19 protein-coding genes are annotated in these 26085 nt (G+C 64.1%); 3 read left to right on the forward strand and 16 right to left on the reverse strand.

From position 1 onward, the window contains the following. The first annotated feature begins 193 nt into the window (after positions 1-193). Together AC0L28_RS22190 and AC0L28_RS22195 are read left to right on the forward strand one after the other, a co-directional pair. The gene (locus AC0L28_RS22190) at positions 194-541 is read left to right on the forward strand and encodes a hypothetical protein (protein WP_128168920.1); all 348 of its coding nucleotides are present in this window, start codon (positions 194-196) and stop codon (positions 539-541) included. 338 nt (positions 542-879) lie between these two features. Continuing rightward, entirely contained in the window at positions 880-1839 is a 960-nt protein-coding gene (locus AC0L28_RS22195; protein ID WP_128173722.1) for a DMT family transporter, read from the forward strand. Positions 1840-1861: 22 nt separating this feature from the next. Here the strand turns inward: AC0L28_RS22195 and AC0L28_RS22200 are convergent, their stop codons facing one another. The 13 genes from AC0L28_RS22200 to AC0L28_RS22260 form a co-directional block, all read right to left on the reverse strand. Next, the gene (locus AC0L28_RS22200) at positions 1862-2668 is read right to left on the reverse strand and encodes an ABC transporter permease (protein ID WP_128168918.1); all 807 of its coding nucleotides are present in this window, start codon (positions 2666-2668) and stop codon (positions 1862-1864) included. Beyond that, positions 2665-3672 (reverse strand): ATP-binding cassette domain-containing protein, encoded by a 1008-nt coding sequence (locus AC0L28_RS22205; RefSeq protein ID WP_473480175.1) that lies wholly within the window; start codon positions 3670-3672, stop codon positions 2665-2667. The genes AC0L28_RS22200 and AC0L28_RS22205 overlap by 4 nt, the downstream gene beginning before the upstream one ends. Before the next feature lie 181 nt (positions 3673-3853). Then, positions 3854-4363 carry a superoxide dismutase family protein gene (locus AC0L28_RS22210; RefSeq protein WP_473480177.1) on the reverse strand — a complete coding sequence of 170 codons (510 nt, stop codon included), beginning with the start codon at positions 4361-4363 and terminating at the stop codon, positions 3854-3856. Positions 4364-4464: 101 nt separating this feature from the next. Further along, the gene (locus tag AC0L28_RS22215; RefSeq protein WP_023798004.1) at positions 4465-5241 is read right to left on the reverse strand and encodes a sulfite exporter TauE/SafE family protein; all 777 of its coding nucleotides are present in this window, start codon (positions 5239-5241) and stop codon (positions 4465-4467) included. A gap of 183 nt (positions 5242-5424) precedes the next feature. Continuing rightward, positions 5425-6504 (reverse strand): AI-2E family transporter, encoded by a 1080-nt coding sequence (locus tag AC0L28_RS22220; protein WP_245277612.1) that lies wholly within the window; start codon positions 6502-6504, stop codon positions 5425-5427. A 503-nt stretch (positions 6505-7007) separates the two neighbouring features. Then, positions 7008-8519: an L-piperidine-6-carboxylate dehydrogenase gene (amaB, locus tag AC0L28_RS22225; RefSeq protein WP_128247113.1), complete on the reverse strand. Its 1512-nt coding sequence runs from the start codon at positions 8517-8519 to the stop codon at positions 7008-7010. 232 nt (positions 8520-8751) lie between these two features. Continuing rightward, the gene (locus AC0L28_RS22230) at positions 8752-10023 is read right to left on the reverse strand and encodes an RNA polymerase sigma factor (RefSeq protein ID WP_473480180.1); all 1272 of its coding nucleotides are present in this window, start codon (positions 10021-10023) and stop codon (positions 8752-8754) included. Continuing rightward, positions 10020-10394 carry a YciI family protein gene (locus AC0L28_RS22235; protein WP_027153193.1) on the reverse strand — a complete coding sequence of 125 codons (375 nt, stop codon included), beginning with the start codon at positions 10392-10394 and terminating at the stop codon, positions 10020-10022. The genes AC0L28_RS22230 and AC0L28_RS22235 overlap by 4 nt, the downstream gene beginning before the upstream one ends. Before the next feature lie 115 nt (positions 10395-10509). Then, the gene (locus AC0L28_RS22240; protein WP_128168914.1) at positions 10510-11616 is read right to left on the reverse strand and encodes a DNA topoisomerase IB; all 1107 of its coding nucleotides are present in this window, start codon (positions 11614-11616) and stop codon (positions 10510-10512) included. Between the two features lie 159 nt (positions 11617-11775). Further along, positions 11776-12660 (reverse strand): transglutaminase family protein, encoded by an 885-nt coding sequence (locus AC0L28_RS22245; RefSeq protein WP_128168913.1) that lies wholly within the window; start codon positions 12658-12660, stop codon positions 11776-11778. A gap of 37 nt (positions 12661-12697) precedes the next feature. Beyond that, complete coding sequence (locus tag AC0L28_RS22250; protein WP_473480183.1) at positions 12698-15103, reverse strand: circularly permuted type 2 ATP-grasp protein; 2406 nt, start codon at positions 15101-15103, stop codon at positions 12698-12700. A gap of 6 nt (positions 15104-15109) precedes the next feature. After that, a complete protein-coding gene (locus AC0L28_RS22255) occupies positions 15110-18487 on the reverse strand; it encodes a transglutaminase family protein (protein ID WP_287259372.1) in 3378 nt (1125 codons plus the stop codon). A 123-nt stretch (positions 18488-18610) separates the two neighbouring features. Continuing rightward, entirely contained in the window at positions 18611-19801 is a 1191-nt protein-coding gene (locus tag AC0L28_RS22260; RefSeq protein WP_128168910.1) for an acyl-CoA dehydrogenase, read from the reverse strand. Positions 19802-19987: 186 nt separating this feature from the next. Between AC0L28_RS22260 and AC0L28_RS22265 the strand changes: the two genes are divergently transcribed. After that, entirely contained in the window at positions 19988-20884 is an 897-nt protein-coding gene (locus AC0L28_RS22265; RefSeq protein WP_128168909.1) for a LysR family transcriptional regulator, read from the forward strand. Here AC0L28_RS22265 and AC0L28_RS22270 read toward each other — a convergent pair whose 3' ends face one another. The 3 genes from AC0L28_RS22270 to AC0L28_RS22280 all read right to left on the reverse strand — a co-directional run bounded on the left by AC0L28_RS22270 (position 20885) and on the right by AC0L28_RS22280 (position 26026). Next, positions 20885-23191 (reverse strand): Tex family protein, encoded by a 2307-nt coding sequence (locus tag AC0L28_RS22270; RefSeq protein WP_473480186.1) that lies wholly within the window; start codon positions 23189-23191, stop codon positions 20885-20887. It lies immediately after the preceding gene. A gap of 375 nt (positions 23192-23566) precedes the next feature. Continuing rightward, positions 23567-24748, reverse strand: coding sequence for a serine hydrolase domain-containing protein (locus AC0L28_RS22275; RefSeq protein ID WP_128173733.1), 1182 nt, complete (start codon positions 24746-24748; stop codon positions 23567-23569). Positions 24749-24829: 81 nt separating this feature from the next. After that, entirely contained in the window at positions 24830-26026 is a 1197-nt protein-coding gene (locus AC0L28_RS22280) for a serine hydrolase domain-containing protein (protein WP_128173734.1), read from the reverse strand. Positions 26027-26085: the final 59 nt, after the last annotated feature.

A 26085-nucleotide genomic window follows, 5' to 3' on the forward strand; every position in this document is an offset into this window, starting at 1 on the left:
TCCATCTCTCTACCCATAAAAAAAAAATATTTGGGGGGCCCCCCCCCCCCCCCCGGTGGGGGGGGGGGGGGGGGGCGCCCCCCCCCCCCCCACGACTCACCCGGCCACAGCCGGCCCATCTCAACCGATCCGGCAGTCGCGCGGCCTCGCGGCCGCACCGGGAAATGTTGCAGGCCGAAACACCGGAGAAACCATGATCATCCGATACGCGCTCTTCGAAGGCGAAATCCATAGCGGCAGGGAAACTGAGTTCCGCCAGTTCGTGAAAGACCGGCTTGTCCCGCTCTGGACGCAGTTTCCCGGAGCCGAGGAAATCCGCATCCTCGACGGAACTATCCGCGACGAAGGCGCCCCGGCCTACGCAATGGCGCTGGCCATCCGCTATCCGGATATGGCGGCCTGCGAATTGGCGCTTCAATCCCCCATCCGGTCCGAAAGCCGCCAAGTTACCGGCGAGCTGCTGAAAATGTTCGCCGGACGCGTTCACCACCACGTGTTCGACGCGAGCGAATACGTGCCGACACGTGCACCTGAAGAATGAGCGGGCCGGTGGTCTGATCGGCTTGGCGTCATGGGACGCCATCTTCTGGTCGACATCGCCCACAAGGGTTTTCCGCAGCGGTTTTGAACCGTTTTCGTCGATGTATTGCCAATCAAGCTGGTGAGGCAGCCGCCGCGGACCAGGTCTAAATCGGCGATCCTGTCCGCCTCACGCGCTGCATCGGCACGGATCAGCGCGATGAAGATACGTCGGTATCCGCCACGCGCCGTCATCCAGAGTTGCGCTCAAGCCGCCCACAGGGATTGGTGACATAGCTGACATTGCGGCTCGGCAAGGCGCAGCAATCTTGCTAAGATCGGCGGTGGGAGGAGACGGGCATGCAATCGCTGCCGATAGCCCATCCTGGCGTAGCCAAGACGACAGCCGACGCATCGCTTCCACTCGCCTATTCCACCGCGACGCTCTGCTGGCTCCTGTCCGCCGGCGTCTACATCGCAGCCAAGTGGGTCGCCCCCGAGATGCCGCCTTGGGCGCTCTGCTTCTGGCGGCTGGCGCTCGCCTGCGCGATCCTGCTGCCTATCGTCCATCATCATCACGGGGCGATGCTCACACTGATCCAGTCCCGGGCGATCGAGGTGCTGGCCATCGGCGCCATCGGGCTGACCCTCTGTCAGGGCATGATCTACACGGGCCTCAATTACACCGACGCGACGACCGCCGGCATCATCATGGCGCTGTCGCCGATCATGACCATGGTGCTTGCCCGTTTCGTGCTCGGCGAGCCCCTCGGCATCTGGAAGGCGCTTGGCGCGCTGCTCGCTCTGGTCGGGATGGTGGTGATCGTGGCGCGCGGCGACCTTACCGCGCTGATGCGGCTCCAGTTCAATCCCGGCGAGTTGTGGATCGTCGGCAGCGCGTTTTGCTGGGGTCTCTACACCGTGCTGCTGCGTCGCGCCAAATTCGCTATCGAACTGCTGCCGACGGTGGTCCTGTTGCTGGGCGCCGGCGCGCTGGCCGCACTGCCACTCTATCTCTGGGAGCTGTTTTCCGGCGAGCGGTCGGCGCTGCATGCGAACGGCCTTCTGGCACTCGCCTATGTCGCTGGCCCGGGCGGCGCTCTGATGTATTACCTCTACAATCGCAGTGTCGAGACGCTTGGCGCCGGGCGCGCCAGCATGCTGCTCTATCTGCAGACTGTCTTCGTCGCCGTGCTCGCTTACCTTTTCCTAGGGGAAAGCTTGCACGACTACGACCTCGCCGGCGCCGCCTTTATCGTCGCCGGCCTGCTGCTCGCCACCGCGATCAAGCCGAGGCAGCGCACGGTGCATGTCGCGTAGGAACACCTCCCCGCTGCTCGTCTCACCTTCTGAGATACAGCCACAATGTCGTCGGCGCCAGGATCGCGGTCAGCGCCACCGGCGCGATCAGGGCGAGGACGACCTGACTGAGTGTCGCCCCGCCACCCATCAACCCGCGCAGCGCCGTCGTCATCAGCGACACCGGGTTGACTTCGACGAAGTCCCGCAGCCAGTCCGGCATGGTTCCGGGGTCGACCATGATGTTGGAGGCGAAGACGAGCGGGAACAGGAAGGTAAAGCCGAGCGTCATCACTGTGGTTGGCGTGCGGATCAGCAGGCCGAGCACGATGAATACCCAGCCCATGCCGAACCCGATGGCGATCAGCATGGCGAACGCCGCAAGCACGCCGAGGACGCCCGCTTCCGGCCGGTAGCCGAGAATCAGCCCGATGGCGAGGATGATAGACGCGGCAATCAAATGGCGCAGGATGTCGCCCACCATCAGGCCGGCGAATGGAGACAGCGACCAGATCGGCAGCGATCGGAAGCGGTCAAACAAGCCCTTGCCGAGGTCGGTCGACAATCCCATGCCGGAATACACTGCGTTGAACACCACGGTCTGAACCAGGATGCCGGGCAGGAAGAACTGCAGGTATTCGCCAGGCGAACCGGCGAGCGCGCCGCCGAAGACGAAGGTGAACAGCAGCGTGAACATGATCGGAGTCATCACCAGGTCGAACAGCTGCTCCGGCACATGCTTGAATTTCAGCACCGCGCGCCATCCGAAGACCAGCGCATTGGAAAGGGCTGATGGGGTCTTCGGTCGGGCGACCCTTTGCAGCCGCTGCAGGGATGTTGTGTCGATCATGGCTTGTCGTCCTTCGGGCTTACACCCAGGCTCGGCTGGCCCGTCAGCGCGAAGAAGACCTCCTCAAGGCTGGGTTGGCCCATGGAGAAATCCGACAGTTCGATGCCGGCAGCGACCAGGTCGGCCAGCGCCTCATTGGCGGCCTTCGCCGTGCCGGCAAGGACGGAGAGCTCCGCGCCCTCGGCACTGCGCTGGACAGGGTGCTCCAGCCGGCGTTCCAGGATCGACGCCGCCTGGTCCAGCCACGCGACATCGGCGAGCGCTACATGGAGAAACCCGGAGCCTGTGGCCGCCTTCAATTCGCGGCTGGTGCCCTCGGCAATCTTCCGGCCGTGGTCGATGACGGCGATGCGTGCCGCGAGTTGATCGGCCTCTTCGAGATATTGCGTGGTGAGCAGGATGGTGACGCCGGCCTCGGCGAGGCCGCGGATCATGCCCCAGACATCTTTTCGGGCGTTCGGATCGAGGCCTGTGGTCGGCTCATCGAGGAACAGCACGCCCGGCGTGACGATCAGCGAGGCGGCTATGTCGAGCCGCCTTCGCATGCCACCCGAATAGTCCCTCACCTGCTTCGTCGCCGCTTCGGACAAGCCGAAAGCCGCGAGCAGGTCGTCCGCGCGGGTTTTCGCGGCGCGACCGCGAAAACCCCAGAGTCGGGCGAGCAGGACGAGGTTCTCCCGGCCCGTCAGGTCCTCGTCGAGCGAAGCGAACTGCCCGGTCATCGCGATTGCCGCACGGACCTCGTGCGGGGCCTGCACGACATCGTGCCCCATCACGGTCGCGGAGCCGGCGTCGGGGCGCGACAGCGTCGCAAGCATCTGCATCAGCGTTGTCTTGCCGGCGCCGTTCGGACCCAGGATGGCGAAAATCATGCCGCGCGGCACATCGAGATCGATACCATCGACGGCACGCAGCTTGCCGAAGGTTTTGACCAGGCCCCGGGCGGAAATGGCTGACCGGGCAAGGCCCGTGGCGGGCATACCCATAGGAGAAGTATCGTTCATGCAATCATCCGGCAGTCGCAAAATGAAGGCCAACTTCGGCGCAATGGCTGCGTCGTCAATTCCTCTGCAGGCGCGCGAGCTTACCGTCTGGGTTGTCCCCGTGCCAGAGGCTCCGACCATCTGCCTGGCCGCCGAGCTGGAGCGCCGGTCAGATCATGTCGGCTACTTCCCTTGGGGTTTCTCACTCGATCACGGCACAGGCCTGACGCTTTCCGGCATTACCGGCAGGCTGGCTTTTGTAGTCGTCCTGTCCACCGTGGATCATCAATGCCTTGCCTCGTATCGCCGTTTCTCCACCATCCAGCTTGACCATGCTGTTGAAAACCTGGGCACGCAAAACGCCGTCGGCGCCGACCCGCTGATTTGGCATATCGCCCGCGTGCGGGCCTTTTTCGGCGAGATATCCATGTTCGGCATTCGTCGGATTGAAGTGCCCACCGGCCGAGTCATGGCTGGTCTGATGATCGCACTTTCCGGTCTCATGAACATGGAACGCAACCAATTCGCCCGCCGGCAGTCCCGTCACCTCCAACTCTATCAGCACACCCTGCGCCGTCTCGGTCAGCGTGGCCGTTCCATTCTTCTCACCAGCCATGTTGACGAATTCGGCTTTCGCGGTCACGGCTTCCTGCGCCGCCGCAGGCATCGCGACCGCCAGCGCCAATCCTGTTGCTGCAACCAATTTTCTCATCGACTCGGCCTCCGGTTGTCCAAGGCATCCAACAACAACGGCGCCTCTTCGTTCCATTTGGGAATTGAGTTTTTGTCTCCGGCACGGTCGATGTGCCTCTGTTACACCAATTCGAAGAGTTGCGCGGTTTGCCAGCCCGCAAGCAGTATGATGAGAGTGCCAACGAGCCTGAGAAGCGTCTTTTCTGCGATCGACTTCACCATCAATCCGGCCATCGGCGCTGCGATCACCCCGCCAAGGACCAAGCCGGCAACGGCGATCAGATTTTCTGCCAGCGCTCCTGCCTCCGCCCAATGGCCGGTCAATAACGCAAACAGGAAGGTCAGGGACACCGACAGCGTGGTAAGGAACTCGGTGGCATTTACCGTGCCAATCACGTAGCGGGGCGTCCCGCCAAAACCGAGAAGGCCCGTCGTCACGATGGGTCCCCATCCGCCACCCCCTGCCGCATCGAGAAATCCACCACCAAGCCCAAGCGGAGGCACCGCGGCTGCAGGGACCGGCTTGCTTGGTATCCGTCGGAAGGAACGGAACAGGAGCCAACCTCCGACGAGCGCAAGATATGTGGTCACATAAGGCTTCATGATGGCCCCCTCAAACGAGGTGAGCACAAAAGCGCCGAGAACGCCGCCGAGCACGCCAAACGGCATCAGCCGCCAGAAAAGCTTCCAGTCGATATTGCGGTGATAGAGGTGAGCCGAACCCGAGGCCGCCGTGGTAAACAGCTCGGCCGCGTGAACTGAAGCCGAAGCATGTGCAGGAGACACGCCGAACCCCAGTAGTGTTGTCGAGCAAATCACGCCGTAGGCCATGCCGAGAGCGCCGTCCACAGCCTGAGCTAAAAACCCTACGATCGCAAAAAGAAGGAATTCTTGCATTTGGTTCTCCAACAAGGCGCGGATGTACTCGATAAAAGAGGAACCCGCCGCCTACAACGCATGCAATCTTCATGCTTCCACAACTCACCAAACGCCTGGCATCGATAATGGGACGACGAACGGGAAACTGTCCACCCGCACCCTTCGAGCGATACAGCCTTCCACGGCGGCGCGTGGCGGTGCTTACTCACGACCAGTCGCGGCTCTCGACTGCCGTGATGGCTTTGTGTCGCGCTTTGGCGTCAGTTCCGCCCCGGTTTGGTCGTTCAATCGTTTCTTGAGGATGTCAATGAGGCTGACGGTGACCGCGATCACCGCAGGGCCGAGGACAAGCCCGGATGCTCCGAAAAGGACGATGCCCCCGATCGCGCCGATAAAGGCGACCACTGTGTGGAGCCGCAGCCGGCTCCCGACAAGCATCGGATAGAGCAGATTGTCGATGCCGGCGACGACGCCGCCGCCCCAGACGGTCAGGATCGCTGCGCTCGCCCAAGCCCCTTCCAGCGCGAGATAGATCGCTGCCGGCACCCAGACCAGGAATGCGCCAAGCACCGGCACGATGGCAAGAAGCCCCATTACCAGGCCCCAGAAGACCGGAGTCGGCAGGCCGAGCCACCAGAACATCAGACCGCCCAGCGTTCCTTGCACGACGGCGATGAGCACGGTGCCTATCAGGATCGCATGCACCGTCTCGGCAAGGCGGGACAGCAAATATGCCATCTCCGATGCGCGCAGCGGCGACAGACGCTCGATCCCGCGCAGGGCCGGTTCACGGTCCCGCAAGAAATAGAACAGCAGATAGAATGTCAGCACGAACATCACGGCCTGGTTGATCGAGCCGCGCAGCAGCGATGTGCTTTGTCCCGTCAGCCATTGTACAAATGCGGCGACCGTGCCGGCCGGATCGAGTTGGTTCTCGATCCATCCGGCAACCGCCGAAAGCCTGGGATAGCCCGACAGGAAGGCATCTGTGTTCCAGCCCCGGATGACCTCCTCCATGTAGGTGGCGCCGTTTACCGCCTCGCCAACAAGCTGCTGTGCCACGAAGACGAGCGGCAGGCCGACCGCCACCGCCGCGATGCTGACCGACATCAATGCAGCCAGATTTTGATTCCTGAGCCTTTCCTCGACCCGTCGATGAGCCGGATGCAGGACGATTGCCAACACCAGAGCCCAGGTCAATGCGGGCAAAAAAGGCAATGCCAGGCGGTAGCAGATGTACAGACCGATCGCCGTCGCGGCCACGATGCCGATCAATCTCATTTGTCTCATATCGGGCATCTGTTTCAGGTCGGGCATCTCTCGCCGTCTCGCAAACCAAGCGAGACTACTGGATTCTTTGACGAAATGGCAGCTTCCGTTGCCGCACCCCTACTGCCAAGCCGTTGTCGAGTGTGACGAAAATGGTCGGGACATTACGCGCTCAGTGGGCTGTTATGCCGGTGGGCGCCCGTCCGGGCTGCCAGCACCACGGCCTGCCGGGCGTGGATGCTCCGACCTACGGCGGTTTTTACAGCTCGCTCGCGGCAGCGCAGCTTCACAGGGCGGCCAAAAAGAAAAAAAGGCCGGACTGTTAAGGTCCGGCCAGGCATGAAGGTTCAAAACCTCCAGAGGGGAACGCGCCGGACGCAATGGGAGGAAAACATCCGACGCAATGCGCATATGGGTCGGCACGGATGACGTTTCAACGACATGGGCTGGGCCACATCAGCCGCCCTATAGAGCCACCCGGGCTCGGTGCTGCCACGAAACGAGCCCTGGCGTTCTCAGTCGATGTCGAAGGACACGCCTTGGGCCAGCGGCAGCGCCTTGGAATAGTTCACCGTGTTGGTGGCGCGCCGCATGTAAGCCTTCCAGGCGTCGGAACCGCTCTCGCGGCCGCCGCCGGTCTCCTTCTCGCCGCCGAAGGCGCCGCCGATCTCGGCCCCCGACGTGCCTATGTTGACGTTGGCGATGCCGCAGTCGGACCCGTCGACGCCGAGGAAGCGCTCGGATTCCTGCAGGTCGCGGGTGAAGATCGACGACGACAGCCCCGCTCCGACCGCATTGTGCTCGTCGAGCACGGCGTCGAAGTCCGAGTATTTCATCACGTAGAGGATCGGCGCGAAGGTCTCTTCCGTCACCGGCGAGACCTGCTTGGGCATCTCGATCAGCGCCGGACGAACGTAATAAGCGTCGGGAAGGCCGTTCTCGACTCGCACGCCGCCGGTGGCCTTGCCGCCTTGAGCGGCGGCTTCCTTCAACGCGTTCTGCATGCTGTCGAAGGCTGCCTTGTCGATCAACGGTCCGACCAGCGCTGATGTCTCCAGCGGATTGCCGACAGAGACGCTTTCATAGGCCTTTTTCAGGCGCGGAACGAGTTGGTCGTAGACGCTCTCATGCACGAACAGGCGCCTGAGCGTCGTGCAGCGCTGGCCGGCGGTGCCCATGGCGCCGAAGGCGATGGCGCGCAAGGCCATGTCGAGATCGGCCGTCGGGCAGACGATGCCGGCATTGTTGCCGCCGAGCTCCAGCACGGCGCGGGCAAAACGCTTCGCCAGCCGTGGACCGACATCCCTGCCCATGCGGGTCGAGCCGGTGGCCGAGACCAGCGGCACATCAGGATGATCGACCAGAATTTCGCCGACGGCGCGATCGCCGATCAACACCGAAATCAATCCTTCCGGAGCATCGCCGAAACGTTCTCCCGCACGCTTGAAGATCGCCTCGCAGGCGAGCGCCGTCAGCGGTGTCTTTTCCGACGGCTTCCAAACCACCGCGTCGCCGCAGACCAGCGCCAGCGCGGCGTTCCACGACCACACCGCGACCGGGAAGTTGAAGGCCGAAATCACGCCGACGACGCCCAGCGGGTGCCAGGTTTCCATCATGCGATGACCCGGGCGCTCGGTGGCGATGGTCAGGCCGTACAATTGCCGCGACAGGCCGACGGCGAAATCGCAGATGTCGATCATCTCCTGCACTTCGCCGAGCCCTTCGGACGGGATCTTGCCGACCTCGATCGACACCAGCCGGCCAAGCTCTGCCTTGTGCGCGCGCAGTTCCTCGCCTAGCAGCCGCACCAGCTCGCCGCGCTTCGGTGCCGGCATCAGCCGCCATGCCTGGAAGGCTTTATGCGCCCTTTCGATGGTCTCTGCCGCATCGGCCGGCGAGATCGTCTTCAGCGCGGCGATCTGCTCACCCGTCACCGGGCTGCGCACGATGAGATCGCCGCCCGAAAGCGCAGCCTCGGCAACACCCAGTTTCGCCAGCAGCCCGGCTGTTTCCTTCGCAATCGTCATTTTCTTTCCCTTTCAGACCCGTCGCTCAATTATGCATGTCGCCCAAAAGCATGCCCTCGGGCCTGACCCCAAAGTGCGCAGCGGTTTTGGGACATGCACCCTTGCGCCATGCCGTCCCTGCACCGATCGGCACATCAGGCGCTGTCATGGCGTGGCATTACTCGTTTCAGGGAAAAATCGCCACCCCGGCATGGTCTAAGCCAAAGGCAGACCGTTGAACCAGCGAGTCGTCTCAGCGCGCTGCCTGCGCACCCCGCACGGCGCCTTCCTTCATCAGGCGGTCGATGTGCATGCGGATATGGGCGGCCTCGGCGGCCGTATTGGCAAGCGCAATGGCGCGGTCGAAGGCGATGCGCGCCTCCTCACCACGACCGAGCTGCATCAGCAGGCCACCCCTAAGGCCGAAGAAGTGGAAATAGCCGGAAAGCCTTTGTTCCAACGGCTCAATCATGGCAAGTGCGGCTTCCGGCCCGCGCACCTTGGCGACCGCGACGGCGCGATTGAGCGTCACCACCGGCGACGGCTGCATCTGCTCGAGCAGGCTGTAGAGCAGCTCGATCTCGTTCCAGTCCGTGTCCTCGGGCCTTTCCGCGCGCGCATGCAGGGCGGCGATTGCCGCCTGCACCTGGTAGGGACCGGGCTTGTGGTGGCGTAGCGCTTTGTCGACCAGCGCCAGCCCCTCGTCGATCATCTTGCGGCTCCACAGGCTGCGGTCCTGGTCTTCGAGCAGCACGATTTCGCCGTTCTCGTCGAACCGCGCCGGCGCACGCGCATGCTGAAGCAGCAAGAGCGCCGTCAGGCCCATGATCTCCGGCTCGGTCTGGAACAGCCTGAGCAGCAGCCGGGCCAGCCGGATCGCCTCCTCGCAGAGCGGCGCGCGCGCCGGCGCCTCGCCGCTGTTGGTCGAATAGCCCTCGTTGAAGATCAGGTAGACCATCGCGGCAACCGCGGCGAGCCGCTCGGAGCGCTCGACCACTCCGGGCGTCTCGAACGGCACGCCGGCATCGGCGATGCGCGCCTTGGCACGTGTGATGCGCTGCTCCATCGCGCTTTCACCGACGAGAAAGGCGCGGGCGATCTGCTTGACGCTCAGGCCTGAAACGATGCGCAGCGCCACGGCGATCTGCTGCGTCGCCGGCAGGTCGGGATGACAGCAGATGAACAGCAGCCGCAATATGTCGTCGCGGTAGTGCGCGCCGTCCAGCCGTTCGGCGATATCGGTCTCGGCATCTTCCAGATCGGAGATCTGGTGCTCTTCCGGCAGCGGCGCCTGCTTGGCACGCTTGCGCACCGCGTCGATGCCGCTGTTGCGGCCAACGAAGATCAGCCAGGCTGCCGGATCGCGCGGCGGGCCGTTTGTCGGCCAGTTCTTCAGAGCTCGCAGGCAAGCGTCCTGGAAAGCTTCCTCCGCCGCGTCGAGATCGCGGAAGTAGCGCAACAGCGCGCCCATCGCCTGTGGGCGGGCGGTGCTGATCGCTGTGCTGATCCAGGTAAGGTCGGTCATGCTGAAACCTTGGCGGGATTGAAGAGCGAAACCGGCCGTATCTCGTAGGAGCCGCCGCTCGGGTTCACCTCGGAAAGCTCGCGCGCAAAGTCGACGGCCTCGTCGAGATCGGCGCATTCGAGTGTGTAAAAGCCGAGGAACTGTTCCTTGGTCTCGGCAAACGGGCCATCGATGACGACCGATTCGCCCTTGACCTTTCTCAGCGTTGTCGCTGCGGTCGTCGGCAGCAGCCGCGCCACCGGGCCAAGCCGGCCGGCCCGAGCGTATTTTTCCTGCACGCCCAGGAGTTTTTCCATGACGGCATCGTCCTGTTCCTTGCTCCACGAGCAGACGACGTCTTCGGAGGCATAGCAGAGGATTGCGTAGAGCATGGGTGCGTCCTTTTCTCTGTCAAAGGACGAAACAGTAGGACCGATCCCGACACAACGTCGATAAAAAAATCATGTCCTGCCAGCACAATGAAGGCCTTTGGTTTCTCTGGTCGGTTCAGCTTTCCTGCGCCTTCAGCCATCTCAAAACGACGGCTTCTTCATCATCAAGGCCGGCTATCGATCGCTTCCGCTTGTTCGCATCCGCCATTTCGCCGAGCAGCCGACCTTCGGACCAGGCTTCGAAAACCTGTGGGTGGATATAACAGCTGCGGCAGATGGCGCGCGTGTTGCCCAGCCGCTCGGCCACCTTGTCGATGACGCCGTTCATCACCCGCTTCTGTTGTGCCTGGCTTTCGGGTCGTTCGGTTAGCGCAAACAGCGACGCAGCATGGATGGTGCCGCCCCAGGTTCGGAAATGCTTCGAGCTGAAATCGGCCCCCACCGTCTCCCTGATATAGCGGTTGACGTCGTCGGAGCGGATTGGTCGCCTGCTTCCGTCCTCGTCGAGATACTGGAACAGCTTCTGGCCCGGCAGATCCTGCGCCCCGCGCACAACCCTGGCGATCCGGCGATCGACGAGCTTCAGCTTCCATTCCTTGCCGGACTTGCCCTTGAAAGCGAAACGCAGGCTCGAGCCATTGATGTCGACATGGCGGTCGCGCAGCGTGGTCAGCCCAAAGCTGTTGTTGTCGCGGGCGTAGGCAGCATTGCCGACGCGGATCATCGTGTTGTCGAGCAGCCAGACCACAGCGGCGACAACGCGTTCCAGCGGCAGGCCGTGACGGCGCAGATCGGCGTCGATCTGGCGTCGCAGTTCAGGCAGGCTCTCTGCAAAGGCAACCAGGCTCGAATATTTGACGCCGTCGCGCTCCTCGGCCCATTGCGGATGATAGCGATATTGCTTGCGTCCGCGCTGGTCTCGGCCGGTCGCCTGGATGTGACCGTCAGCAACGGGCGAAATCCACACATCCGTCCACGCCGGTGGGATGGCGAGCGCCTTGATGCGGGCCATGGTGTTCTCGTCGACGCCCTGCCCGTCAGGTCCTTTGTATGAAAATCCCCTGCCGGTCCTGAAACGGCGGATACCGGGCTCGGTATCGGTGACATAGGTGAGCGAGGCTCGATCGGCCGAGGCCTCTCCGCCATTCTTCGGCGCCCCGTTTTTTGGTGCACCCTCCTTGGCAGCCGACCGGCCAGTCGACGATCCGGATTTGTCCAGCATGTCCTCTCCACGAGAAATTTTCCCGTAGATAAGCGCAGGAACGGCTGCTGGTTCCGCGTGTGGCTTTCAGAATGATGTCAGCGCACCGCATGTGCGTTCGACGGGCCGTCTCTCTGTCTACCTTCGGCGCCTACAAATCGATCGCGGCCTCGCTTGCCGTCATGCCTTTTCCAGCACGACCGGAATGACGTCGACCGCCTGCTCCCCGACCTGTCCGCCCGTCGTCTTCAGGACGCCGACGATCGGCGCTACATCCGAATAGTCGCGGCCGTGGCCAACGGTGATGTGGTCATTGCTTGCCCGCATGCCGTTGGTTGGATCGAATTCCTGCCATCCGGTGTCGCGCCCGCACCACACCTTGACCCAGGCATGCATGGCGTCGGCCCCTTCCAATCGCGGTTTTCCGGGCGGCGGAATGGTGCGCAGGAAGCCGCTGACATAGCCGGCGGGGATACCGAGGCCGCGCAGGCCGGCGATCATGATGTGCGAAAAATCCTGGCAGACGCCCCGCTTCAGGCTGAAAGCATCGCTCGCCCGGGTATGCACCGTGGTCGCCTCGCCATCGTAGGTGAAATCGCGATGAATGCGGTTGCACAGGTCCATGGCGGTACCGACGACAGAACTGCCGGCACTGCTCCGCGCATATCCCGTTATATCAGCATCGACGCCGACATGGTCGCTGGCGGCCAGAAAGTGATGCGGTGTATCAGGCGACAGCGACCGCACCGCTTCGAGTTGGCTCCGCAGCCGGCGAATGTCGGGCGACACGTCAAGCCCGGGTTCCGGCCGCGAGACGGCGACGCGCGCGCTCATCCTGATGTCGAGCGCATCATGGGCATCGCGAAAGGCGATCGACGTGACATTGTTGCCGAAGAAATCGGAAAAGTCGGAGCGTTCGCTCGGCGCCGGCGCGAAGGACAGCGAAGCGGCGATCACCCGCTGCACGCCCGATATCGTCGGCGGCAGCACGCGCACCTGATGGCGGCCGCCGCCGGCTGCAGCATCATAGTCGTAACGCAGATTGAGCCTGATATCGTAGAGCATGCCAGCCTCCGGGTCCCGTCCTTAGCCGAAATAGGCCTTACCCGAAATAAGCCTTGGCGAGGCGGTTATAGAGGCCGCCGATCTCGGTGGCGAGATCGTCCAGGGCCTTCGCCGTCATGTCCGCGGGCTCCTTGATGGCGATTGCCGTATTGAGCTGCAGTATCTCTTTCGCCGCCGGCGACATATGCCCCTCGCCGCCGACAGCAGGCAACAGCGCGATTTCGGCCTTCAGCCGCTCGAACTGGAACAGGATGGAGCGCGGGTTGAGCGGATCGAGCGCCAGGAGGTCGATCACCGTGCGCCTGCCGGCCTGCACCGGATACTGCCGCCGGTGGGTCATCACGCTGTCGCCGATCTCCAGCATCATGTCGAGCGCGCCTTCGGGCGCCGCTGCCTCGGTCAGCCGGGCCAGCGTGCGGGCAATCTGGATGCCGCGTTCCAGCCGCCGGCCGATCTCCAGGAAGCGCCAGCCGGTGAAGCGATACATATTCTCATGCAGCAGGCCGGAAAACCCGGCGAGCTTGCGCAGGATGACCGTCATCGCCCGCGTCGCATCATCGCCAGGCGCCACCGTTGTCGCGAATTGATGGATGGTCTTCGACAGATCCTTCAGCGCCAGCCAGCCGTCGGGCGAGAAGCGGTCGCGGATCTGTCCGGCGCTGTAGACGGCGCTGTCCAGCGTGCCGATCAGTCCTGGCGGGATCGCCGCCGCGACGTCGATGCCGAACGGTTCGAGATGGTCTCTGATATCGGCAAGCAGCGGCATGTCCGGGTCGGAGGCTTCGGCCAGCCGCACGTGATAGGCGCGCAGGATGCGCACCGTGCCTTCCGATCGCTCGATGTAGCGGCCGAGCCATGTCAGGTTTTCCGCCGCGCGGCTGGGCAGGCTGCCTGGCGAGGTGCGGGTGAAGCTGTCGTGCTCCTGCGGCAGCAGCGTCTCGCGCTCCACCGGCCTGTCGCTGACCACCCATACATCCGCAGCCTGGCCGCCGCGCTGCATGGCGATTGCGGTCGGGTCGAGCGAAAAGCCGACGCGGGCAAAACCGCCGGGCATCACCGTCCAGCCTTCCGGCGTTCGCGCCAGATAGACGCGCAGGGCTGCCGGCCGCGGCTCAAGCCAGCCGCCGACATAGACCGGCGTGGTCGAAAGCGTCACCGCTTCCTGTCCGACGAAGGCGCCGCCGTCCCGTTCGATCAGGGCTATCAGTTCGGCCCGTTCCCCGGCGACCAGCGCCGAGCCCAGCCTGGTGCAATCGTCATCCTCGAAGGCAAGCCGCGTCGACAGCGCCGGACCGATCACCATGCGGTCGAGGTTGGCCAGCACATGGTCACGGTCCGCGTCCCGCCCGCACCACCATGTCGCGACGCTCGGCAAGAGAAGCTCCTCGCTCCGCAATTCGCGCGAAATTTTTGGCAGGAAGGCGAACAGCGCCCGCGTTTCCATCAGCCCGGAGCCGAGCGCGTTGACGGCTGAGACGGCTCCCCAGCGGATCGCCTCGACCAGCCCTGGCGTGCCGATCTGCGAATCCGGCCTCAGCTCCAGCGGATCGGCGAAGGCGGCGTCGAGCCGCCGCCACAGCACGCTGACCGGCATCAGCCCGGAAACCGTGCGCACCATCAATCGACCGCCGGAGACGGTCAGATCCTCGCCTTCGAGCAGCATGATGCCGAGATAGCGGGCGATATAGGCATGCTCGTAATAAGTTTCGTTGAGTGGCCCCGGCGTCAGGATGGCGACACGGCCGCCCGATCCCTTGGCCATGCCGTTAAGCGCGTCGCGAAAGCGACGGAAGAAGCCGGCAAGGCGGTGCACATGCATCTCGCCATAGATGTCGGACAGCGCACGCGTTGTGGCGACGCGGTTTTCCAGCGCAAAGCCGGCACCTGACGGCGCCTGCGTGCGGTCGCCCAGCACCCACCAGCGGCCATCCGGTCCACGGCCGAGTTCGAACGCGCAGAAGTGCAGGAAATGGCCGCTGGCCGGTCTGGTGCCGACGACGGGGCGCAAATATTCCGGGCTGGCCGCGATCAGCCCCGCCGGCAGGATGCCTTTCTCGACCAGGCGGTTCGGCCCGTAGATATCGGCAATCGTTTCCTCGAACAGCTCGGCCCGCTGGACCAGGCCGGCACTGATCGCGGCCCATTCCTGCTCCTCTATCAGGAGAGGCACATGCGCCAGCGGCCATTCGCGCTCATTGGCGCCGGCCTGATCGTAGAGACGGTAATAGACGCCGGCGTCGCGCAGATACTGGTCGGCGCGGGCGAAGCGCTGGGCAAGCTTTTCAGGCCCCAGATCTTCCAGCGCCTCGATGAACTCCTTCCAGACCGGACGGGGATTGCCTGATGCATCGACCATCTCGTCGACGACGCCGTCGATCGGCTGGTAGTGCTCCAGCAGGTTATGCGGCCTGCCGCGTATTTCCTGGTGATTCCCCTTTGCCATGGCTGATCAGAGTCTTGCAGGCCGCCGCAGGTCAAGGGTCATCGGGAAATCCTCAGAGGCTTGTTCGCCGCGCAGCACGTAGGCGGACGGCGTATGGCCGCGCGGCTCGAAGCGGGCGAGCCGCCGCGCCTCCGCTTCGTTGCCGTTGACCGGGAAAGTGTCGTAGCTGCGCCCGCCGGGATGCGCGACATGGTAGACGCAGCCGCCGACCGCCCGGCCCGACCAGCGATCATAGATGTCGAAGACCAGCGGCGTGTTGACCGGCAGTGCTGGATGCAGCCCCGATGACGGCTGCCAGGCCTTGAAGCGGACGCCGGCCACCGCGATCTCTCTGGAGTCGGTCACCTTCATCGGCACGATGCGGCCGTTGCAGACGACCGCATGACGTTCCGGATTGAGCCCTTCGGTCTTCACCTGCAGCCGCTCAACCGAGGAATCGACGAAGCGTACGGTGCCGCCGATGGCGCCCTGCTCGCCCATGACATGCCACGGCTCCAGCGCCTGCCGCAGCTCCAGCTTGATGCCGGCATGCTGGACTTCGCCGCAGAACGGGAAGCGGAATTCAAGCTGCGCGTCGAACCATTCGGGACGGAACTCGAAGCCGTTCAGCTTGAGGTCGTCAAGCACGTCGAGAAAGTCAGCCCAGACATAGTGCGGCAGCATGAAACGGTCATGCAGTGACGTGCCCCAGCGCACGAAGCGGCCATCGAGCGGGTTCTTCCATGCGCGGGCGATGATGGCGCGCACCAGCAATTGCTGCGCCAGGCTCATGCGCGCATTGGGCGGCATCTCGAAGCCGCGGAACTCGACCAACCCCAGCCGGCCGGTCGGGCCGTCGGGCGAAAACAGCTTGTCGATGCAGATTTCCGAACGGTGGGTGTTCCCCGTCACGTCGGTCAACAGGTTACGGAACAGCCGATCGACCAGCCACGGCAACGGGGCGCTGCCACTGTCCGGATGCGGCACCTGCGCCATGGCGATCTCAAGCTCGTACAGCGAATCGTGGCGCGCCTCGTCGAAACGCGGCGCCTGGCTGGTCGGGCCGATGAACAGGCCTGAGAACAGATAGGACAGCGACGGACGGCGCTGCCATTGCAGGACAAGGCTCTTCAGCAAATCGGGGCGGCGCAGGAACGGACTGTCGTTGGGTGTTGCGCCGCCGACGACGACATGGTTGCCGCCGCCGGTGCCGGTATGACGGCCGTCGATCATGAACTTGTCGGCGCCAAGCCGCGTCTGCCGCGCCTCCTCGTAGATCGCTGTGGTCGTCGCCACGCAGTCCTGCCAGTTCGCAGCCGGATGGATGTTCACCTCGATGACGCCGGGATCCGGAGCCACGCGGATGACATTTAGGCGCGGGTCGTGTGGCGGACCGTAGCCCTCGATATGCACCGGCAGGCCGATAGCCTTTGCCGCGTTCTCGGCCGCCGCGACCAGTTCGAGATAGTCCTCCAGCGCCTCGACCGGCGGCATGAATACACAAAGCCGTCCGTCGCGCGGCTCGACCGACAGCGCGGTGCGCACCGCGCCACCGATCTCGGTAATCTCCTGTTCGACACGGTCCTGCTGGCCGGTCGCTGCGGTGAAGGACGCCGCCTGCTGGCGGCGCGCCATTTCGTCAGCGCCTTCAAGTTCGGCCGGGGCAGCCTCCGGCAAAGAAGCGGCTTCAGGCAAAATAGCCTCGCGCGCCGGCAATGGTCCGCGCGACAGCGAAGGATCGACCGGCACGATGTAGGGGAACTGCGCCGGCGGCACATGGGGAAGCGTGCCGAGCGGCAGGCGGTAGCCGACCGGTGAATCGCCCGGCACCAGGAACAGCCTGCCGCGCCGCGTCTTCCACTTCTCCGAACGCCAGCGCGGTCCCGACGCCTGGCTGTTCCAGCGCTGGACAGGCAGTACATAGCCCGACGGCTTGGTCAGGCCGCGTTCGAACACCCGCGCCATGCGGCTGCGCTCCTCGGGGTCGTCCAGCTTCGAATTGGACGGATCGACATTCTCCGGCAGCTTGCCTTCCTTGAGCAGCCACTCAGCCGGGTCCTCATAGGCTTCGCTGACCATTGACTTGTCGATGCCGAGTTCATCGGCAATCGCCGTCAGCAGGCTTTCAGCCTGCTTCGGCCCGACATCTGCTTCGCTGTTCTCCCGCGCGATCAGCGACGGGTCGCTCCACACCGGCTCGCCGTCGGCGCGCCAGTACAGCGAGAAGGTCCAGCGCGGCAGGCTTTCGCCCGGATACCACTTGCCCTGCCCGTAGTGCAGGAAGCCGCCGGGCGCGAAACGCTCACGCAGCCGGCGGATCAGCGCATCGGCCTTTTCGCGTTTTGTCGGGCCGACGGCGGCGGTGTTCCACTCCTCCGCCTCGAAATCATCGATCGACACGAAGGTCGGCTCGCCACCCATGGTCAGCCGCACGTCCCCGGCTTCGAGTGCGGCGTCGACCTGCCTGCCCAATGCGTCAAGCGCCTGCCAGCTTTCGTCCGAGAATGGCTTGGTGATGCGGGGGTGCTCGGCGATGCGGTCGACCCGCATGTCGAAGCCGAACTCGACATTGGCGAAGCTCGCCATGCCGGAAATAGGCGCGGCGTTGCGGAAATGCGGCGTGGCCGCCAACGGCACATGGCTTTCGCCGGTGAGCAGGCCGGAGGTCGGGTCGAAGCCGATCCAGCCGGCCCCCGGCAGATAGACCTCGCACCAGGCATGAAGATCGGTGAAGTCGACGGCGGTGCCGGGCGGACCGTCAAGCGCGACGAGGTCGGGCTTCAACTGGATCAGGTAGCCGGAAACGAAGCGCGCGGCGATGCCGAGGTTCCTCAGGATCTGTACCAGCAGCCAACTCGTATCGCGGCACGAGCCTTTCTTGGCGGCCAGCGTTTCCTCCGGCGAAAAAACGCCGGTTTCCATGCGCACGATATAGGCGACCTCGCGCTGCAGGCGGGCATTGAGGTCGACGACGAAATTGACGGTATTGGTTGGGTGGCGATCGATGGTTTGCAGGAACGCCGACAGCAGCGGTCCAGCCGGTTCCGGCGTCCGGTAGATGGCGAGATCGGCGCTGATCTCTTCCGGGTATTCGAACGGCAAGGTCTCGGCCGCCGGCTCGACGAAAAAATCGAATGGGTTGTAGACCGTCATGTCGGCGACGAGGTCGACCTCGATCTTCAGTTCCGTCACCGGTTCCGGAAACACGAAGCGCGCGAGGAAATTGCCGTAGGGATCCTGCTGCAGATTGACGAAGTGGTTCGCCGGCCCGACCTTCAACGAATGGCTGAGCACCTTGGTGCGGGAATGCGGCGCCGGCTGCAGCCTGATGACCTGCGGGCCGAGGACGACCGGCCGGTCATATTTGTAATGGGTCAGGTGGTAGACGGCTGCCAGAATTGCCATGGGACCCCGAAAGTCGGCGTTTCAAACGAACTCGCCGAACCCTGACACAAATGCTGGCCATTCTCCAAGCAGAGATGTTGCGGTGCAACTAATTTAAGCAGCGTTGCTGGCCTCGGGGCCGGCTCAGAAAAACGCCTGCAATCCGGTCTGCGCCCGTCCGAGGATCAGCGCATGCACGTCATGCGTGCCCTCATAGGTGTTGACCGTTTCCAGGTTCTGCGCATGGCGCATGACGTGGTAGCCGATCTGGATGCCGTTGCCGCCATGCATGTCGCGGGCCTGGCGGGCGATGTCGAGCGCCTTGCCGCAATTGTTGCGCTTGACGATCGAGATCATCTCCGGCGCCATCTTGCCCTCATCCATCAGCCGCCCGACCCGCAAGCTGCCCTGCAGCCCCAGCGCGATCTCGGTTTGGATGTCGGCGAGCTTCTTCTGGAACAGCTGCGTGCCGGCCAGCGGCTTGCCGAACTGCTTGCGGTCGAGGCCATATTGGCGGGCCCGGTGCCAGCAATCTTCCGCCGCGCCCATCGCCCCCCAGGAGATGCCGTAGCGCGCCCGGTTGAGGCAGCCGAACGGCCCCTTCAGGCCCGACACGTCAGGCAGCAGCGCGTCCTCACCGACCTCGACGCCTTCCATCACCACTTCGCCGGTGATCGACGCGCGGAGACTGAGTTTGCCGTCGATCTTTGGCGCCGACAGGCCTTTCATGCCTTTTTCCAGCACGAAGCCGCGAATCTCGTTGTCATGCGCGGCCGATTTCGCCCAGACGACAAACACGTCGGCGATCGGCGCGTTGGAAATCCACATTTTCGAGCCGGAGATCCTGTAGCCGTTCGCCGTCTTCTCAGCGCGCGTCTTCATGCCGCCAGGGTCGGAACCAGCATCCGGCTCGGTCAGCCCGAAGCAGCCGATCCATTCGCCCGACGCCAGCTTCGGCAGGTATTTTTTGCGTTGCGCCTCCGAGCCATAGGCATGGATCGGATACATCACCAGCGACGACTGCACGCTCATCATCGAGCGATAGCCAGAATCGATGCGCTCGACTTCGCGCGCCACCAGGCCATAGGTGACGTAGTTGGCGCCGAGCCCGCCATATTCTTCCGGAATGGTGATGCCGAGCAGACCCGCCTCGCCCATCTCGCGAAAGATCCCGGCATCGGTCTTTTCCTCGAGATAGGCTTCCTCGATCCTCGGAGCGAGCTTGTCGGCGGCGAATGCCGCTGCGCCATCGCGGACCATCCGCTCGTCTTCCGAAAGCTGGTCCTCGATCAGGAAGGGATCATCCCAGACGAATGCGTTCTTGTCGGCGGCCATGGCCTCGGTCTCCCAACTCTTGCATGTCGCCCAAAAGCTTGCCCTCGGGCCTGACCCTAAGGTGTCCGGCGGTTTTGGGATAACGACATGCATAAACAACAACATGAATTGGGCGGCTTATCGGCTTCCGGTTCGAAAAAATCAAACGAAATTGCTTCGCCAACCAATGAGCGTTAGTAATGAATCATGAACGTGCAGCGCCGCCTTTTGCCTGGTATCAGCGCCCTTGCCGCCTTCGAGGCGGTGGCCCGGCTGGGCAGCTTCACCGCCGCCGCAAGGGAGCTCGATCTGACCCAGGGCGCCGTCAGCCGCCAGATTAGACTTTTGGAGGATCAGTTCGGCCGCCAGCTGTTCGAACGCGACAGCCGCAATGTCAGGCTGTCGACGGCCGGTGAGATCTATGCCGAAGCGGTGCGCGCCGCCTTGGGTCAATTGCGCGACGCAGCGCTTGGATTGATGAGCAATCGGCATAGTGGCATCTTGAACCTTGCGATCCTGCCGACCTTCGGCACACGCTGGCTGATGCCGCTCATCCCGGATTTCGTCGAAAGCAACCCTGACATCACCATCAATTTCGTCACCCGCATCGGCCGCTTCGACTTCGCCCGCGAGAGGCTCGACGCCGCCATCCATTACGGCCTGCCCGACTGGCCCGATGCCGACTCGACGCTGCTGGTGCGCGAGACAGTGGCGCCGGTTGTCTCGCCCGAATTTCTGGCTGGCCGCGCCATTGCCACGCATGCCGATATCGGCCGCCTGCCACTGCTGCATATGGCGACGCGGCCCGGCGCATGGACCGAGTGGTTCGAGCATCAGGGATTGAGCGTACCGACCGGGCCCGGCATGCAGTTCGAGCAATTCGGCACCGCCGCCCAGGCCTGCATGGCCGGGCTCGGCGTGGCGCTGCTGCCGCAGGTCCTCATCTCAGGCGAATTGCAACGGGGCCAGTTGGTGCCGGCACCGGGCCGGCCGATGCAGAGCCGCAGCGCCTATTACCTCGTCGTGCCGCATGACAAGCGCGGCCATCCGCCGGTCGCCAGTTTTCGCGACTGGCTGCTGCGCCATGTGCCGCCGGAGAAGTAGCTACTTACGCTTCAACGCATCGGCCAACGCGGCGCCGAACGCGCCTTGTTGCACCGGCCGCTCCGGCTGGCGCTGCGGCGCCGGCGCTCGCGGCACCGGTCTGTTGCCATTGTCGCGCGGCTTCGGTGTACCGCCGTCACCATCCCTGCGCATCGACAGGCCGATGCGCTTGCGCTTGATGTCGATGTCGACGACGCGAACCTTGACCACGTCGCCGGCTTTTACCACCTCATGCGCATCCTTGACGAAACGGTCGGCCAGTTGCGACACGTGCACAAGTCCATCCTGGTGCACGCCGATATCGACGAAGGCGCCGAACGCGGCGACATTGGTGACGGTGCCTTCCAGCAGCATGCCTGGCTTCAAATCCTTGATGTCGTCGACGCCGTCGGCGAAGGTCGCGGTCTTGAAGCCGGGGCGCGGATCGCGGCCGGGCTTTTCCAGTTCCGCCAGAATATCGCGCACCGTCGGCAGGCCGAACCGCTCATCGACGAACACACGCGGATCGAGCGCCTTGAGAGCGGCACTGTCGCCCATCAGCGAGCGGAGGTCGCGTCCGCAGGCCGCAACGATTTTTTTCGCCACGCCATAGGCTTCCGGATGCACGGCCGAGGCATCGAGCGGTTCGGTGCCGTTGGCAATGCGCAGGAAGCCGGCGCATTGCTCGAAGGCCCGGGGTCCAAGGCGCGAGACCTTCAACAGGTCACGTCGGCTGGCGAAGGGACCCGCCGCGTCACGGTGCGCAATGATCGCCTCGGCCAGCGATGCGCCAAGACCCGAAACCCGCGCCAAAAGCGGCGCCGAGGCGGTGTTGAGGTCGACGCCGACGGCATTGACCGCGTCCTCGACCACCGCTTCCAGCGAGCGGCCGAGCCGGTACTGGTCGACGTCGTGCTGGTATTGGCCGACGCCGATCGACTTCGGCTCGATCTTGACCAGTTCGGCCAGCGGATCCTGCAGCCGCCGCGCGATCGACACCGCGCCGCGCAGTGACACGTCGAGGCCGGGGAATTCCGCCGCTGCTGTTGCCGAGGCGGAATAGACCGAGGCGCCCGCCTCGCTGACGATCACCTTGAGCGGCTTCGGCCCGGACTCGGCAGGCATGTCGGCCAGCATGTCTGCGACCAGCCTTTCCGTCTCGCGGCTGCCGGTGCCGTTGCCGATGGAAATCAACTCGACCTTGTGCAGGCGGATGAGTTTTGCCAGTTCGGCCTGCGTGCCGCGCACGTCATTCCTTGGCGGAAACGGATAGACCGTCGTCGTCGCCAGCAGCTTGCCGGTGCCGTCCACCACCGCCACCTTGACGCCGGTGCGGATGCCGGGGTCGAGCCCCATCGTGGCGCGCGAGCCGGCCGGGGCAGCGAGCAGCAAGTCCTTCAGATTGCGGGCGAAGACATGGATCGCCTCCTCCTCGGCCCGCTCGCGCAGATCCCGCATCAAATCGAGCGTCAGATGCAGCGACAGCTTTACGCGCCAGGTCCAGCCCGCCACCTCCATCAGCCAGCGGTCGCCCGGCAACTGGCGGCCAATGGTGTAGGCATCGGCGATCATCCGCTCGACCGGCTTCACCGGCGACGCGTCGTCGGCATCGACTTCGATATCAAGCGACAGCACCTCTTCGTTGCGGCCGCGCAGCATCGCCAGGGCGCGATGGCTCGGCACATTGGCCCAGCGCTCGACATGCTCGAAATAGTCGGAGAATTTCGCGCCGGCTTCCTGCTTGCCGTCGACGACGCGCGACCGCATGAAGGCGCGTTCCTTCATGTAGCTCCGCAGCCTGCCGACCAGATCGGCATTCTCGGTGAACTGCTCGGATAGGATGTCGCGCGCGCCCTCGAGCGCCGCCTTGGCGTCGGCCACCTCTTCAGTGATGTAGGCCAGCGCCAGTTCGCTGGGCGCCGCCGCGCGGTCGGCAAGGATGGCCTCGGCCAGCGGTCCCAGCCCACGCTCGCGCGCGATCTCGGCCTTGGTCCGGCGCTTCGGCTTGTAGGGCAGATAGATGTCTTCGAGTTCCGCCTTGGTGACGGCCGCCGCGATCTTGGTTTCAAGCTCTTCGGTCAGCTTGCCCTGCTCGCGGATGGAACCGAGAATGGTGTCGCGGCGCGCATCGAGCTCGCGCAGATAGGCTAGGCGCTCGGCCAGCAGGCGCAGCTGCGTGTCGTCCAGACCGCCGGTGACCTCCTTGCGGTAGCGCGCCACGAACGGCACTGTCGCGCCTTCGTCCAGCAGTCCGATCGCCGCCGCGGCCTGTTCGGGCCGGGCCGCGATCTCGGCTGCGATGATTGTTGCGATGCGTTCGGATGCCATGTCGTTCCTGCTGTCCTGTCGAAAAGAGCGGCGACCATAGGCGCAGAGCGTCGCTCCGCCAACCGCGGCGTTTTCAACCGCCGGATAGTTCCACAGGAAAGCACGTTGGAAATTCGCATGGCAGAATGCGCCCACGCCTGGATTTGCCCGTGCCCTTCAGACGTGCGCGCTGCCCCTCATTGCCCTGCCGGGCATTTCCCCCGTATAGTGACGGGGAGAAAGACGCCTTCGCAAAGGGTTTCGCCAACGACCAGCGTTGCAAAAAATAGCGCCGCGGTGCGGCCAGCCCCCTTCTCCCGTCACTATACGGGGAGAAGGGGCCGGCAGGCGGATGAGGGGCAGCGCTGACATTGCCAGTCGGATACGATTGCCCTGCTAGACCATCCGGCTCAGCGCATCGAAGAAGGTGACCATATCGATACTGAGCGGCTCGTCGACCGGCTCAGGCTGCGACGACATCTTGGCGATAACCACCTCCGCCTTGGGATTGACGTAGAGCCACTGGCCGTGGATGCCGATACCGCAAAAAGCGCCGCTGGCCGCGCCGGTCTGGTACCATTTGTTGCGGTAGCGGCCTTGCGGGAAGCGGAACGCCATCGCGCCACGCTGCCAGGCGTCCGTGTCTCCGCCTGTGCTGACAGTGTCGCGCACCCAGGCTTCCGGCACGATGCGGCGGCCATGGGCGATGCCGCCCTGCCGCATCATCTCGCCGACCCGGGCCAGATCGCGCGGCGTCACCGAAATGCCGCCGGCCGTGCGCGCAGTGCCGGCCATGTCGACTGTCACCGAGGCTTCGCTCATTGCACCAAGCGGCAGCCACAATTTCTCGTGCATCAACTCGGCGAAGCGCTGGCCGGACGCGCGTTCGAGCAGGATGCCGAGCAGGTCGGAATTGGGCGAGCGGTAGCGGAACGTCCGGCCATGCGGCTCGTCAAGGCGCTGCAGCGTCAGCATGAAGTCGGCCAGGCTTTCCATGCCGCCGCCCGGATTCCACAGCGTCGCGCGGCGATAGCGGGCAAAGGCGCTTTCCGGATCGAGATAGGCTTCTTCGAAGTCGAGGCTGACGCTCATGTCGAGCACATGCCGCACGCTGGCATCGCCATAGGCCGAGCCGGCAGCTTCCGGCAGATAGCGGGTCACCGGCGCCTGCGGATCGAAAACTCCCTCGCCTTCCAATATGCCGGCCAGAATGGCGGTCAGCGACTTGCTGATCGAGAAGATGATGTGGCGCGCGCCGAACTCCATATGCGGTGCGAACCAGTCGCCGACGAATTTGCCGGCTTTCGTGATCGTCAGCGCGTCGGTGTCGGAGCGCGCGAGAAAGGCCGCAACAGTCTCGGCGCCGCCGGTCAGCGCGACCTTTTCGTCAAGCAGCCCGTCAAGATCTTGTGCCGGCGCCTCACTGCCGCTTGACGCTGCAGCGACACGTGCGCTCGGCACCAACTCGCCGACATTCTGGAACGACCACCGGCTGAGCGGGCTTTCGCGCCAGTTGCCGAGCAGCACCTTGTTGCGGGCAAAGCCATGTCTGGTCTCGAACGCGGTCTTACCGGTCATGGCTTTTCCTTCCGGTTTTTAGGAACTTAGAGACTGTTTCGAAATCAGATGGCCGCCAGAGTAGAGTTTCCAAACCGTCACTTAGCCAAGCGCGGCGGCGATCACGTGGACGGCTTTCATCGTCGCCACCGAAAAGGCGATGCTGGTGAAATCGGGGTAGCTCGAAAGCTTCACCACGACCATTCTCCTGTTCCAGTCGATATGGATCAGCTGCCCGAACACCCCCCGGCACATCAGCGCGCGCGAACGCGGGTCCTCGATCCAGAACTGGTTGCGGTAGCTGCCTTGCGGCAGGCTGGGATTGAAGTCCGGTCCGTGCCTGCCGGTGCGCGTCGCCTCGATCCAGTCGGCCGGCACGACACCGCCGCCATGGTCGAGGATCAGCTGGCCGAAACGGCCATAGTCGCGCAGCGTGGCGTTGAAGCCGCCATCGGCGATGGCGTAGCCGGCGCTGTCGACGGTGAAGCAGGCGCTTTCATCCGCGCCGAGCTTTTGCCAGAGTTCTTCCGAAACCAGTTGCGCCAGCCGCTTGCCGGTCACCCGTTCCATGATGAAGGCGAGCACGTCGGTCTCTATCGAACGATATTCGAACGCAGCGCCATGCGGCCGGCTTGTCTTCTTGAGCCGCAGGATCAATTCGAACATATGCGATGGCCACTCGAAGGCCGGGTCGCTGTCCGGCGGCACCGGCTTCCAGCTGCTGGCGACATCGACCTGGCCGATATCGGAATAGCGGTCGGTGTATTCCTCGGAAAAACGCACGCCGGTCGTCATATCGAGCACATGCTGCACGCTGGCGCCGGCCCAGCCGGTAGCTTCCAGCTCCGGCAGATAGGTCGTCACCGGCATGGCGGGATCGATCAGGCCGCGCCCGGCGAGTATGCCGAACACCGAGCCCGTGACCGACTTGGCCATCGACTGCGACAAATGCAGCGTGCGCTCGGTCATGCCGTTGCAATAGCGCTCATAGGCGATCTTGCCATCCTTGAGCACGAGGAACCCATCCGTATAGGTTTCGTCCAGCAGCCCGGCCAGCGTCGAAGGCTGCCCCGTGCTGCCGCCCACCGGCAGCGCGTCGAGATCGACCTCGGTCCGCTCGAAGCGGCGGCGATGGCCATTGCCGCGCCAGACTTCGACGGTCGGCAGAATTTCGCGGATGTGCTGGAATGCCCACCGATTCCAGGGTCCCCTGTCCCAGTCGAGCTTCGGCGGCACCATCTTGGGCGGTGAGCCCTGCATGATCGGCGGCGCCGGTTCACTATTGCGGTAGGAAGTCATGAGATGCGTCCCGGCAATATGAAAACGGACCCGGCGGCGCCCGCCGCCGGGTCCGTCAA

This window comes from Mesorhizobium sp. WSM4847, from assembly GCF_055811335.1.